The 11,859-nt window shown below is 65.6% G+C and carries 13 protein-coding genes; 6 read left to right on the top strand and 7 right to left on the bottom strand.

Annotated features, from left to right (window positions below; all coding sequences use genetic code 11):
• Positions 1-5 precede the first annotated feature (5 nt).
• Complete coding sequence (locus tag ACEN9G_RS07560; protein WP_056122528.1) at positions 6-1,049, bottom strand: type IV pilus twitching motility protein PilT; 1,044 nt, start codon at positions 1,047-1,049, stop codon at positions 6-8.
• Positions 1,050-1,225: 176 nt separating this feature from the next.
• On the opposite strand from ACEN9G_RS07560, the gene ACEN9G_RS07555 reads away from it, so the two are divergent.
• The 3 genes from ACEN9G_RS07555 to ACEN9G_RS07545 are packed head-to-tail and all read left to right on the top strand — an operon-like array spanning position 1,226 to position 2,974.
• Positions 1,226-1,927, top strand: a complete 702-nt coding sequence (locus ACEN9G_RS07555) for a YggS family pyridoxal phosphate-dependent enzyme (RefSeq protein ID WP_413337115.1) — start codon at positions 1,226-1,228, stop codon at positions 1,925-1,927.
• 42 nt (positions 1,928-1,969) lie between these two features.
• Complete coding sequence (gene proC, locus ACEN9G_RS07550) at positions 1,970-2,788, top strand: pyrroline-5-carboxylate reductase (protein ID WP_413337116.1); 819 nt, start codon at positions 1,970-1,972, stop codon at positions 2,786-2,788.
• A 9-nt stretch (positions 2,789-2,797) separates the two neighbouring features.
• On the top strand, positions 2,798-2,974 hold the full coding sequence (locus ACEN9G_RS07545; RefSeq protein ID WP_413337117.1) for a hypothetical protein: 177 nt from the start codon (positions 2,798-2,800) through the stop codon (positions 2,972-2,974).
• On the opposite strand, the gene ACEN9G_RS07540 is transcribed toward ACEN9G_RS07545, so the two are convergent.
• The 4 genes from ACEN9G_RS07540 to ACEN9G_RS07525 form a co-directional block, all read right to left on the bottom strand.
• Complete coding sequence (locus ACEN9G_RS07540) at positions 2,971-3,801, bottom strand: alpha/beta hydrolase (protein WP_413337118.1); 831 nt, start codon at positions 3,799-3,801, stop codon at positions 2,971-2,973. The two genes, ACEN9G_RS07545 and ACEN9G_RS07540, sit on opposite strands and share 4 nt — an antisense overlap.
• A complete protein-coding gene (locus ACEN9G_RS07535) occupies positions 3,798-4,181 on the bottom strand; it encodes a hypothetical protein (RefSeq protein ID WP_413337119.1) in 384 nt (127 codons plus the stop codon). Before ACEN9G_RS07535 ends, ACEN9G_RS07540 begins: the two co-directional genes overlap by 4 nt.
• Positions 4,182-4,250: 69 nt before the next feature.
• Positions 4,251-5,252, bottom strand: coding sequence for a family 43 glycosylhydrolase (locus ACEN9G_RS07530; RefSeq protein WP_413337120.1), 1,002 nt, complete (start codon positions 5,250-5,252; stop codon positions 4,251-4,253).
• Positions 5,253-5,268: 16 nt separating this feature from the next.
• Positions 5,269-8,181: a TIM-barrel domain-containing protein gene (locus ACEN9G_RS07525; protein WP_413337121.1), complete on the bottom strand. Its 2,913-nt coding sequence runs from the start codon at positions 8,179-8,181 to the stop codon at positions 5,269-5,271.
• Positions 8,182-8,358: 177 nt separating this feature from the next.
• On the opposite strand from ACEN9G_RS07525, the gene ACEN9G_RS07520 reads away from it, so the two are divergent.
• Positions 8,359-9,249, top strand: a complete 891-nt coding sequence (locus ACEN9G_RS07520; RefSeq protein ID WP_413337122.1) for an alpha/beta hydrolase — start codon at positions 8,359-8,361, stop codon at positions 9,247-9,249.
• A gap of 8 nt (positions 9,250-9,257) precedes the next feature.
• On the opposite strand, the gene ACEN9G_RS07515 is transcribed toward ACEN9G_RS07520, so the two are convergent.
• Positions 9,258-9,641: a type II toxin-antitoxin system PemK/MazF family toxin gene (locus ACEN9G_RS07515; RefSeq protein ID WP_413337123.1), complete on the bottom strand. Its 384-nt coding sequence runs from the start codon at positions 9,639-9,641 to the stop codon at positions 9,258-9,260.
• 58 nt (positions 9,642-9,699) lie between these two features.
• Here ACEN9G_RS07515 and ACEN9G_RS07510 point away from each other — a divergent pair, with 58 nt between their 5' ends.
• The gene (locus ACEN9G_RS07510) at positions 9,700-9,927 is read left to right on the top strand and encodes a hypothetical protein (RefSeq protein ID WP_160409665.1); all 228 of its coding nucleotides are present in this window, start codon (positions 9,700-9,702) and stop codon (positions 9,925-9,927) included.
• Positions 9,927-11,267 carry an MBL fold metallo-hydrolase gene (locus tag ACEN9G_RS07505; protein ID WP_413337124.1) on the top strand — a complete coding sequence of 447 codons (1,341 nt, stop codon included), beginning with the start codon at positions 9,927-9,929 and terminating at the stop codon, positions 11,265-11,267. The genes ACEN9G_RS07510 and ACEN9G_RS07505 overlap by 1 nt, the downstream gene beginning before the upstream one ends.
• Here the strand turns inward: ACEN9G_RS07505 and ACEN9G_RS07500 are convergent.
• Positions 11,264-11,815 (bottom strand): DUF488 domain-containing protein, encoded by a 552-nt coding sequence (locus ACEN9G_RS07500; protein ID WP_413337125.1) that lies wholly within the window; start codon positions 11,813-11,815, stop codon positions 11,264-11,266. The two genes, ACEN9G_RS07505 and ACEN9G_RS07500, sit on opposite strands and share 4 nt — an antisense overlap.
• Positions 11,816-11,859: the final 44 nt, after the last annotated feature.

The raw sequence follows: 11,859 nt of genomic DNA, 5'->3' as shown, positions 1-11,859 counted from the left end.
TGTCCTTAACCTGGGAAGTTTTCGGGGATCTTGGCGGCGGCGCGCGCGGCCGCGGACGAGATCACGTTGCGGCGCACGAGGTCCGTCAGGTTCTGGTCCAGCGTCTGCATGCCGACGTTGGAGCCGGTCTGGATCGCGGAATACATCTGCGCGATCTTCGCTTCGCGGATCAGGTTGCGGATGGCCGGCGTGCCGATCATGATCTCGTGCGCGGCCACGCGGCCGGCGCCGTCCTTCGTTTTCAGCAGGGTCTGCGAGATCACGGCCTGCAGCGATTCCGACAGCATCGCGCGCACCATCTCCTTTTCCTCCGCCGGGAACACGTCGACGATACGGTCAATGGTCTTCGCGGCCGACGACGTGTGCAGGGTGCCGAACACGAGGTGGCCCGTCTCGGCGGCGGACAGTGCGAGGCGGATCGTCTCCAGGTCGCGCAGCTCGCCGACGAGGATCGCGTCCGGGTCTTCGCGCAGCGCCGAGCGCAGCGCATTGTTGAACGACAGCGTGTGCGGACCGACTTCGCGCTGGTTGATCAGGCACTTCTTCGAGTCGTGCACGAACTCGATCGGGTCCTCGATGGTGAGGATGTGACCGTACTCGTTCTCGTTCAGGTGGTTGACCATCGCGGCGAGGGTCGTCGACTTGCCGGAGCCCGTCGGACCCGTCACGAGCACGAGGCCGCGCGGCTTCAATGCGAGGTCGGCGAAGATCTTCGGCGCGTTCAGTTCTTCCAGCGACAGGATCTTGGACGGAATCGTCCGCAGCACGGCGGACGCACCCCGTTCCTGGTTGTACGCGTTGACGCGGAAGCGCGCGAGGCCGGGAATCGCGAACGAGAAGTCGCATTCCAGCATCTCTTCGTACTGCTTGCGCTGGCCGTCGTTCATGATGTCATAGATCATGCCGTGCACGTCCTTGTGCTCCAGCGGCGGCAGGTTGATGCGGCGTACGTCGCCATGCACGCGGATCATCGGCGGCAGGCCGGCCGACAGGTGCAGGTCGGAGGCTTTGTTCTTGACCGAGAAAGCGAGCAGTTCGGAGATGTCCATTTATAATCCTGTGGTGGGGCCTCGCAAACCTACTGCGCGTCGGATTTTCGTCCTGCGATGCTCGCCGTACCGTAAGTACGGCTGCGCTTCTCGAACGAAACTCCTTCCGCTCGCTACGGTTTTCGAGGCCCCTTTGCGACACGTATGTCTGAAAATATTTCCTACAGAAAACCATTATGTCCACAATCGCAGCCAACTTGCAAGCTGTCGAAGCGACAATCCAGGCCGCTTGCGAGGCCGCGAACCGGCCCCGTTCGACGGTCCAGTTGCTGGCCGTTTCGAAGACGTTTCCGGCGGAAGCCGTGCTGGAAGCGATCGAAGCGGGCCAGCGCGCGTTCGGCGAAAACTATGTGCAGGAAGGCGTCGACAAGATCGCCGCTGTGGCAAAAGCGCGACCCGGCCTGATGCTGGAATGGCATTTCATCGGCCCGATCCAGAGCAACAAGACGCGGCCCATCGCGACCAGCTTCCAGTGGGTGCACACGGTCGAACGTTTAAAGATCGCGCAGCGGCTGTCGGAACAGCGCCCGGCCGAACTGGGCCCGCTGGACATCTGCCTGCAAGTGAACATCAGCGGCGAGGCCACCAAAAGTGGCGTCAAGCCGGAGGAGTTGCTGGACCTGGCGAAGGCCGTCGTCCAGCTGCCGAACCTGCGCCTGCGCGGGCTGATGGCGATCCCGGAACCGCAGGCCGACCCGGCCCTGCAACGCGCCCCGTTCGCACGCCTGCGCGCGCTCGCGCAAGACATCGTCAAAGCCGGTATCCACCTCGACACGCTGTCGATGGGCATGTCCGGCGACCTGCAATCGGCCGTGCTGGAAGGCGCGACCATCGTACGCATCGGCAGCGCGATTTTCGGCGCGCGCCATTATGAGTGAATGAAAAAGCGCGCATCACGCGCGCCTAACCCCGGGACTCTCATGAAAATCAGTTTCATCGGCGGCGGCAACATGGCCACCGCCCTCATCGCCGGCCTGGCCGGCAAGGTCGCGCAGGCGGCGGACATCCACGTCGTCGACCCGAACGCGGACGCGCTCGAGCGCCTGCGCACGCAATACGGCGTGACGACGTCGCCGGACATCGGCGCGGCCGTCGCCGCCAGCGACGTCATCGTGCTCGCGGTGAAGCCGCAGCAGATGCGCGACGTGACCGTGCACTTGCAGTCGCAGCTCGCGAACAAGCCGCTGCTGCTGTCGATCGCGGCGGGCATCCGCGGCGCCGATCTGTCGCGCTGGCTCGGCGGCTACGGCGCCATCGTGCGCACGATGCCGAATACGCCCGCACTGATCGGGCAGGGCATCACGGGCATGGTGGCGATGGCCGGCGTCGGCGCCGCGCAAAAGGACGCCGCCGACAGCATCATGCGCGCCGTCGGCCAGACCGTCTGGCTCGATGAAGAAGGCCTGATCGATCCGGTGACGGCGGTGTCGGGCAGCGGCCCCGCCTACGTGTTCTACTTCCTCGAAGCGATGCAGCAGGCGGCTGCGGAAATGGGGCTGTCGGTGGAGCAGGGCAAGGCGCTCGCGCTGGCCACGTTCACGGGCGCGGCCCAGCTGGCGGCGCAGTCGGACGAACCCGTCGACGTGCTGCGCCAGCGCGTGACCTCGAAGGGCGGCACCACGCATGCGGCCATCACGAGCATGGAGGCGGCCGGCGTCAAGCAGGCCATCGTCGAGGCCATGAAGGCGGCGGCGGCGCGCGGGCGGGAGCTCGGCGCGGAACTGGGCAAGGACGCCTGACAACCGACGATGATGCGTGCGATCCCGCGCCCGTCGCTCGTCCTGATGCTTGCCGCGAGCCTGATGGCGGGCGCGCCGGTGCCGTGCATGGCCCAGTCGCGCCCGCACCGCGGCGGCAATGGGCCGCATACGGTGTCGTCGATGCTCGGGCAGCCCCAGTACTGCGACGTTGCGCCGGCGAACTAGCGGTTTTGCCAGACCCACTTCAAGCCGCGCATATAGCCTTCGGCCTTGCTGGTGCCGTGGCCCATTCCCTCGATCGTCACACTCTGCAGTTGCAAGCCCTGGTACTGGTGCGATGCCAGCTGCTTTTCGAATTGCTCGATCGCGCCGCGATACTGGGCCTGTTCGATCGAGCCGACGGAAATGAACATGCGCGCCTTCAGGGGCCGGTTCTGCCTGGCCAGCGCTTCCTCGAGTTTGAACACGGCACCGCCGTCCCAGACGACCGTGGGACTCAGCGCGATATATCCCGTGAAAAAGTCCGGCGTCTTCATGGCGGCGCCCAGCGTGAACAGGCCGCCCAGCGAGGCGCCGGCCAGTGTGCGGTTGTCCTTGTCGCCGTGGTACTTCGATCCGATCAGCGGCGCGACTTCCTTTTCCAGGAAATTCAGGAATTGATCGCCTTTGCCCGAGCCGGGCGCCATCCACATCGACGTATAGGTGTAATCGCGCACGCGGGCGCTGCCGTAGTCCGTGCCGTCCGGGTACGACAGGCCGACCATGATGAACTCCGGCGCCATCTTGTCGTACACCAGGTTGCCGTAGGCGCCGGCGAGCAGCGGCGTGTCCCAGTAGCCGTCCGTGAAATACAGGACCGGATATTTCTTGTTCGGATTGCTCCAGTAGCTGTCAGGGTAGACGATGATCAGTTCGTGGGTCTGGCCGGTATAGGCCGACTTCACGGACACGATGTCCGAATTACCGAACACGAATTTCTTCGACGTTGGCTCGGCGAGTGCGGCGGACGCCAGGCCAACGGACAGCAGCAGGACGAGCAGCGTTTTTTTCACGGACGCCCTTCGAGTTGCGGTGGTTGTGCCGGCCGCTTGCCCAGCAGCGCCCAGAGCGAATAGACGCCGATCGCGGTACCGAACGGGAAGTTGAGCAGCCCGAGCACGCTGAATATGATCGTGAACACCCGTCCCGTCGGCGATCCTTTCAGCAGCGCGATCCCGGCGATGGCTTCCGCCGCCAGCAGCAGCGCGAAGAATCCCGCCACTACCGCGCCGAAGCCGAAGAAGAAGTTCGCCACGGCGCCGTCGCTGCCGGCCGAGTCGGCGATGAAGTGGCCGATCCAGTTGGTGCCGAGTGCGAAGATCAGCATCATGCCGGCGCCCAGCACGCCGATGACGATGTGAAGCGCGGCGGTAATGCGGGTGTGAATGTCCATGGCGTGCCCATTGATAAAGGCGCTTAGTGTATTTCGTTTTCACCCCGCATAAATACGCACAAAGTCACCTCAGGGCGTTGGCGCCTTCAGCCGGAACGCGACATCCCGGTCGCGGTCGACTTCGAGCCGGCCATCCTTGAACACCAGTTCCGCCACCTGGATGACCGTGCGCTGGTGCCAGCGCGCATCCGTCGCCGCTTCCGGTTCGTTTTCCTGATGGACGAAGTAGTAGATGAACGCGCGGTCGCCATCGACGACGACGTCCGCATGCTGCCCCTTGGCCCGGTCGGTGGCCTTGTGGCCCGGCTCGCCGAGGATGTAGCCTTTCTGTTCCGTCCAGGTACGCGCATCGTCGGACCGCAGCACCATCAGGCCCTTCCACACGTCGACGACCATCCAGTAATACCCCTTGAAGCGGAACACCTTCGGTCCCTCGCCCGTGGTCGGATTGACCGGCTCGTCGCTCACCTTCTTCCACGTACGCAGGTCCTGGCTGTCGGCGGCCAGGATCTTGCTGCCGGCGCGCTCGTCCTTGTACCACATCCGATAACCCTGTCCGAGCTTGATGACCGTCGGGTCGATCATGCGGCCGGTGTCCAGCTTCACGGTGCCTTCGCACTGCCATTTGGACAGGTCGGTGCTGGTCAGGTGCTCGATGCGGCCTTCCGCGCCGGGGCCGCCCCACCGGTGGAAGATACCCGGCACGATCGTGAGCCACATGTGGTACGTGCCATTTTCATAGTAGATCTCGGGCGCCCAGAGCGTCACGTCCGTACACGCCTTGGGAAACTCGGCCGTGCCCTGGTAGCGCCAGTGCACGCCGTCGTCGGAAGCGGCGATGCCGATGGGCGTGCCGTGCACCCATGCGACGTCCTGCGGGTCGGGCAGCTTCATCGTCGCCCGGCGATTGGTATAAAACATTTTCCACAGCTTGGCGGCGCGGTCGTAGACGATGGACACATCCGCCGCGCCGTCGTACACGGGGTCGCGGAACACCGGTTTCGGTGCGACGTCGGCGGCGCTGGCCGCCAGCGGCAGCACAAGGGCCAGGGTGGCGAGGAACGATTTCATGGGGTCTCCGGTGGACTCAGAACTTGATCGATAGCGGTTTGCCGGCATACGTGACCGACTTCGTCGCGCCCGCCGGTTCGATGGCGGTCGCGTTGTCCCGGCCGACGACGACGACATTCAGCTTGCGCGTCCCGACCAGGCCCTTGAACGTGCCCTTGCGGGCGCCGATGGTCAGGGTGCGCGCGGCGTCGTTCCACGCCAGGTCGTAGGTGGCGTACTTGCCCTTTTCGTAGTCGTACGTTTCGTTGTCGTCTTCATAGACCGTGAACTTGCCGTCGGCGCCCGGATAGACGCGGATCTCGTAGGGTGCATCCGGCCGCTCGGTCGCGTACTGGACGACGGGACCCATCGGCACGATCGCACCGGCGCGCACGTACAGCGGGAAGACGTCGAGCGGCACGTCCTTGGCGACCGTGGTGCCGCCTTTGAAGCGCTCGTGCGTCCAGAAGTCGTACCAGTCGGTGCCCGCGGGCAGGTAGGTCTGCATCGTCGTATCCGGCTTGCCCGACGGTTGCGCCTGCGCGGCCAGCTGCGACGGCGTGCGCCATGCCAGGCGCAGGCTGCGCTCCGACGTGGCGTTGTAATACTCGAGGGTGATGGGGAGGCTCTGGCCCTTTTTCAGGACGACCTTGGTGCCGGCGTAGCGTTTGCCGCCGTTTTTCCAGTCCTCGACGGCGAGCTTGCCGTCGACGTACAGGCGGTAGCCGTCGTCGCCTTCCGCACCCAGCTCGTATTCGCCGTCTTCCGGCGCCACGACGGCGCCCGTCCAGCGCGCGGAGAAGTTGTCGAGGCTCGCCAGGCCGGCCGGCATGTCGGCCAGCGGCGGGCCGGGCCACTGGAAGTCGATGGTGGCATCGACGGTCTTGCCGTGCGGCGTCTCGAAATTGGTGCCCGCGAAGTATTGGCCGGCCAGTCCGGGCTTGCCGTCGGGCGTGCGCAGGGCGGTCGCCGGGATGGTGGCGGGCGGCGGCGGCTGGAAGCGGTACATCTGGCGCGTGACCGGATGGACGAGGAGGGACGGGCCGAACTGGAAGGCGTCGTTGATGTCGCGCACGCGCGGGTCGTCCGGGAAATCCATCGGCAGCGCGCGCATCAGCGTGTAGCCGTCACGCGTGACTTTGCCGGCCAGGCTGTACGTGTAGGGCAGCAGGCGGTAGCGCAGGCGCACGGCATCGTACAGCGCCTTGTACATCTCGGGATCCGACTGCTTGAAGAGGTAAGGCTCGCGCTCGATGTCGGTGCCGTGGATGCGCATCAGCGGATTGAAGGCGGCGTATTGCAGCCAGCGGGCGTACAGTTCGCGGTACGACGCATTCTTTTCGCCGCCCGGGAATCCACCGCCGATGAAGAAACCGGCGGTATCCTGCGTCCAGTACGGGTTGCCCGTGATGGTGACGTTGACGCCGCCGTTGATCTGCTCGAGCAGGGTTTTCCAGCTCGCCCGCGTGTCGCCGGACCACGAGGCCGCCGCCGTCCGTTGCGCGCCGGCCCAGGCCGAGCGCGTCAGCGTGAACACGCGCTTGTTGCTGGTGGCTCGTTGTCCCTCGTACGTGCCGAGCGTCGTCATCAGCGAGTATGGATTGAGGTAGCGGGCGAAGTCGCCCATCGCGTTGTTGCCGAGTCCCTTGATGTCGCGCTCGTTGTCGGCGGCGTTGTGCGCGGCCGTGCCGACTTCGACCTCGGTGCCGTCCATCCACAGCGCGTCCACGCCCACGTCGAGCAGGCCCTGCTTGACATGCTTGAAGTAGATCTTCCGGCCTTCGGGGCTGTACGCGTCGTAGATGCGCGCCTTTTTCGAAATCCAGTGCAGCGGCTCGAAGCGCAGCTTGTGTTCGTCGAGCTCGTGCGCCAGCGCGGTGTCGTTGCCGATCGACGGCCAGATCGACACCATCAGCTTCAGGTGCATGTCGTGGATGGCCTTCGTCATGCCTTTCGGATCGGGGAAGCGCTCGCGGTTCCACGTCATGCCGCTCCAGGTGCCGTCCTTGTCGCTGCCCCAGTACTGCCAGTCCTGCACGATGTAGTCGAGCGGGAACTGCTCCTTGCGGAAGGTGCGTGCCACCTCGACGAGGCGGTCCTGCGTCTGGTAGCGCTCCTTGCTCATGAACAGGCCGAACGCCTGCTTCGGCACCATCGGCGCCGCGCCGGTGAGGTCGCGGTAGCCGGCCACGACGTCGTCCAGCGTGGCGCCGGCCATGAAGTAATAATCGACGCCGCCCGGCGCGCTCTCCGCCCACAGCGACGCGCCGTCGGCGTTATCCGTGAAGCGCATCTTCGAATACGTGTCCCACAGGATGCCGTAGCGTTCCGTCGACACCATGACGGGGATGATGATGCCGATGTTCGTCTGCACCAGCAGCAGGTCCTTGTTGCGGCGGTTGATGTCGCCTTCGCCCACGAAGCCGAACCCGTAGATGCCCTCGCCGGGCTTCAGGGTGAACGTGTTGCGCGCTTCATAGGTCGGCGCGCCGGCCAGCTCGATTTTCTTCAGCGTCTGCGGCGCGCTGCGCTTTTCCTGCGTATAGACCTTGCCCTGCGCATCCTGGAACGTGATGGCGCCGGTCGACTTGTCGATCACGATGCGCAGCCGTTTGCTTTCCAGCGTGAGAGAGTCGGCGCCGTCGCGCGTGGTGAAGGCGACGGCCGCGGGCGGGTGCGTCACGACGATGCTCGGATGGCGCCAGTAGTTTTCGCCGAGCGTCGTGTTCACGCGCACCGTCGCCGGGCCGTAGAAGATCACGTTCTTGGTCACGCCGCCGACGCGGACTTGCACGCCGTGCGCGATGGGCGCATATGAAAAGGCCGACGTCGCGGCGGCGACCGGCAGCAGATGGCCGTTGGCGTCGAGGCCGGCGAGCGGCGCCGCGTGCGCGCTCGCGGCGAGAGTTGCGAGCAGCGTGAGCGTCGGCAGCGCGGTATGTGTTTTCATGACGTTCCTGGTCGATGGATGGCTGGGATCAACGCGGGACGTTAGCAGAATAATTTGTTCGGGAATAATACTAATTTTTACGATATCGATAATGAAAACAGTATCGCAAAGGTCGCGTATGTACCCCGACGCGCTGAGATAGCGCTATCATCGTGTGATCACAATCAAGGAGACCTCATGAAGACACTGTTGGCAGCATGCGCCGTCGCGCTCGGCGTCGTCGTCCCCGCCTCGGCACAGCAGCCCGCCGCCCCGGCGGCCGAACGCCACTTCGTGCTGGAGAACACGCAGATCATCCCCGTGCAGTCGGAGTCCACAGGCAGGGCGCACGAGCTGGTCGTCGTGCTGCCGTCCAGCTACGCGGCGCATCCGGAAAAGCGCTATCCCGTGCTGTACTACCTCGACGCGTACTGGGACACGCCGCTGCTGACCGCCACCTACGGCAACCTGATCTACGATAACCAGGTCCCCGAGTTCATCATGGTGGGCCTGTCGTATCCATCCGGCGCCAACTACGACGTCGAGCGCCGCCGCGACTACACCATCACCGCGACGGACGCCGATTCCGGCAAGGCCGACGCCTTCCTCGGCTTCATCACGAAGGAAGTCGCGCCGCTGATCGAGAGCCGCTTCCGCGCCGAGAAGACGGACCGCGTGATCGCCGGCAGCTCGCTGGGCGGCCTGTTCGCCATCGCGGCCGCGTACAAGGCGCCGGGCTTCTTCGCGGGCCATATCGCGATCAGCCCCGCGGCCGGCTGGGACCACGGCGCGCTCGGCAAGCTCGATGCCGCCTACGCCCGCGACCACAAGGCGCTGCCCGCGCGCATGTTCATCTCGCACGGCAGCATCGAATATCCCGCATTCCAGCAGCCCATCGTGGCGTTCCAGAAGCAGCTGGGCAACCGCAACTACCAGGGCCTGGCGCTGCAGACGTGGACGATGGAAGGGCTCGACCACACGGCCGTGAAAGGCGACGGCTACGTGCGCGGCCTGATGTGGGTGTGGAAACCGAAGAAGCCGGCCGGGCCGAGCGGGCTGACGAAGGCGATGCAGCAGCAGGGCGAGTAGGGCGCCGGTCAGCGTCCGCGGAAGTGCGACGCCTGCAGGAAGCGCAGGCCGGCGAGTACCTGGTCCACGCGTTCGCTGGACAGCCGGCCGATGCGTGTCCCCAGCCGTGCTTTCGGGATTGCGCTGATCTGCGAAGGCAGGACGACGCTGCGTTTCTCGAGTCCGCCCTCGCCGGGTTCCAGCGGCACGCAACCGGGCTCGCTTGCCCGCCTGAGGTTCGTCGTCAGGGCGCAGACGATTACGGTGTCGATGCGCGAATGATTGAACAGGTCGTCCTGCACGACGAGGTGCGGATGGGGATACCCGGGCACCGAGCCGCGCGTGCCGTCCGGCGCCACCCAGTAGAGCTCACCCCTGTCGATGCGCCGCGCGGGCGTGTGGTCGTTGTCCATGTGGTTTCCAATCAGTGAAATGATAGGATAGCGCTTTACGCACCATCCAGAGGAAGCCATGACCATATTCGCCATGCCCGTATTCGACGCCACCGTCATCTACGAAGGCAACGAGCTGTTCAAGGGCCAGGGCGCGGCGCGCGGCTGGGCCGAGAAGCTGGCCAGGGAAATCGAGACGCCCGTCACGGTCGAGAAGATCGGCACCGGCTGGGCGCTGTGCGCTCAACTTGACGGCGTCGCTTGCCGCTGGGGCATCCTGGGCCAGCGCTTGAAGCGGCTGGACTGATGACCGCGTTGACGGTCTCGCGGATCCTGCATGCGGGCTACGTGTTCGCATGCGAGGGTACGCGCATCGCCTTCGACACCATCTTCGAAAACCCGTTCAGCCGCAACTGCCACGCGTTCCCGGACGTGCGCTTCGACGCAGCGCTGATCCGGCGCCAGCGCTTCGACGCCGTTTTCATCTCCCACTTCCACGACGACCACTGCTCGCTCGAGAGCCTGGACCTGCTGGACCGCGCGACGCCGCTGTACATCTACTGCCTGTTCGACGAGCTGTTCGACATGGTGCGCGAACTGGGTTTTACGCGCGTCCACGCGCTGCAGCTGGACGTGCCCGTGGACGTCGGCCCGTTCCAGGTCGTGCCGCGCGAAGCGATGGATGCCGAGGTCGACTCGATGTTCCAGGTCCGTGCCGCCGGGCTGAACGTCCTGAACGTGGTCGACTCGTGGATCGACGATGCGGCGCTCGCACGCCTCGTCGCCGAAAAGCCATGGGATCTCGTGCTGTTTCCGTTCCAGACGATGCGCGAGATCGAGGTGCTGGCCCCGACGCGCGCCGAACCCGCGCCGCCGGCGCTGCCGGAGGAATGGCTGGAGCAGTTGCAGGCCCTGGACCCGCGCTTCGTCGTGCCGAGTTCATGCCAGTTCCAGCTCGAACCCTGGTCGTGGTACAACCGCGCGTTCTTCCCGATCTCGTATGCCCGTTTCACCGCCGAGGTGCAGGCGGTGCTGCCGCGGGCGCGCGTCGTGCGCATGGATCCGTCGGTCTCGATGCGGCTCGATGCGGACGGATTGCGCGCGGCGCCGCCGCTGGACTGGGTCATTCCCGTCGGCGCACAGGACGTCGACTACATTTATGAGGGCAATGCCGACGCGCCGCCCACGGCCGACATCGCCCGCCACTTCCCTGCGCTGACGGCGGACCAGTGGACGTGCGTGCTGGACTTTTGCCGCACCGGCCTGGCGGACCGGTATGCCGCGCTGGATGACGAGAGCGAGTATTTCGACAGCCCGCGCATCTGGCAGTTGTCGATCCACGATCATGCGGGCGAGGTGACGCGCTTCCGCTACCGGCTGTCGCCAGGCAGCGCGGAACCTGTCGACGATGATGGACCGCTGGGCTGGACCACCGGGATCCCGGCCGCGAAACTGTACGCGGCGCTGGAACTGGGCGAGTCGCTGACGTCGCTGTACATGCGCATCAACGATGCCGTGTTCGATGCGGACACGGAGCGTGCCCTGGCGCAGGCCGACGTGGTCGAGGATCCGCTGATCCGCTGCCTGTTCAGCGAGGGCTTCGGCGCCTACCAGCGGGCGCAGTTGCGGCGGTTGCTCGCGCGCTAGCCCGGCCCGAAGTCCAGTTGCGATTGTTCCGGCGGATACGTGATGTGCAGGCCCTCGACGTGCGCGAAGGGCGTCAGCTTGTGCGGCTTGCGCTGGCGCGCATCGATGATGTCGTCGACGGGCACGCCGCGCACCAGCAGCGCATCGGCGACGAGCGAGCGGTGGCAGCGCCACGGCACCGCTTCCGCGCACATCAGCGCGCAGGGCCGGGTCTGCGCGAGTTCGATGACCGCATCGACGTTGGCCGCGAATTCGTCGGTCTGCATGTAGTCCGCGTAGCCGCGGAACGACGTGTTGCGCCAGGCGGCATTCGGTGAATCCTTGAGTGGGCGGCGCAGGCCGCCGAGGCCTTTCATGTATCGGTATTCGATGCCGGCATCGAGCAGCGAGGCCGCGAGTTCATCCTGCCCGAATTGCGGATTGTGGCGCGATTTGGGGACGGTCCGGATATCGAGCAGGCAGGCGATGCCGTTCTGCCAGAGCAGTCCGATGAACTCCTCGATCGTACGGTTCGAATGCCCGATGGTGCAGACGGGTGCGGGTGTCATGACGCTATTCTGGCACGGCCGCGCGGGGCGGGGCGCCCGCTTCC

The organism is Massilia sp. Masssp94, assembly GCF_059491305.1.
This window is presented reverse-complemented; position numbering and strand designations above follow the sequence as displayed.

Coding starts and splice junctions, on each gene's coding strand:
- ACEN9G_RS07560 (WP_056122528.1), bottom strand. CDS start 1,049: ATGGACATCTCCGAACTGCTCGCTTTCTCGGTCAAGAACAAAGCCTCC.
- ACEN9G_RS07555 (WP_413337115.1), top strand. CDS start 1,226: ATGTCCACAATCGCAGCCAACTTGCAAGCTGTCGAAGCGACAATCCAG.
- proC (WP_413337116.1), top strand. CDS start 1,970: ATGAAAATCAGTTTCATCGGCGGCGGCAACATGGCCACCGCCCTCATC.
- ACEN9G_RS07545 (WP_413337117.1), top strand. CDS start 2,798: ATGATGCGTGCGATCCCGCGCCCGTCGCTCGTCCTGATGCTTGCCGCG.
- ACEN9G_RS07535 (WP_413337119.1), bottom strand. CDS start 4,181: ATGGACATTCACACCCGCATTACCGCCGCGCTTCACATCGTCATCGGC.
- ACEN9G_RS07530 (WP_413337120.1), bottom strand. CDS start 5,252: ATGAAATCGTTCCTCGCCACCCTGGCCCTTGTGCTGCCGCTGGCGGCC.
- ACEN9G_RS07525 (WP_413337121.1), bottom strand. CDS start 8,181: ATGAAAACACATACCGCGCTGCCGACGCTCACGCTGCTCGCAACTCTC.
- ACEN9G_RS07520 (WP_413337122.1), top strand. CDS start 8,359: ATGAAGACACTGTTGGCAGCATGCGCCGTCGCGCTCGGCGTCGTCGTC.
- ACEN9G_RS07515 (WP_413337123.1), bottom strand. CDS start 9,641: ATGGACAACGACCACACGCCCGCGCGGCGCATCGACAGGGGTGAGCTC.
- ACEN9G_RS07510 (WP_160409665.1), top strand. CDS start 9,700: ATGACCATATTCGCCATGCCCGTATTCGACGCCACCGTCATCTACGAA.
- ACEN9G_RS07505 (WP_413337124.1), top strand. CDS start 9,927: ATGACCGCGTTGACGGTCTCGCGGATCCTGCATGCGGGCTACGTGTTC.
- ACEN9G_RS07500 (WP_413337125.1), bottom strand. CDS start 11,815: ATGACACCCGCACCCGTCTGCACCATCGGGCATTCGAACCGTACGATC.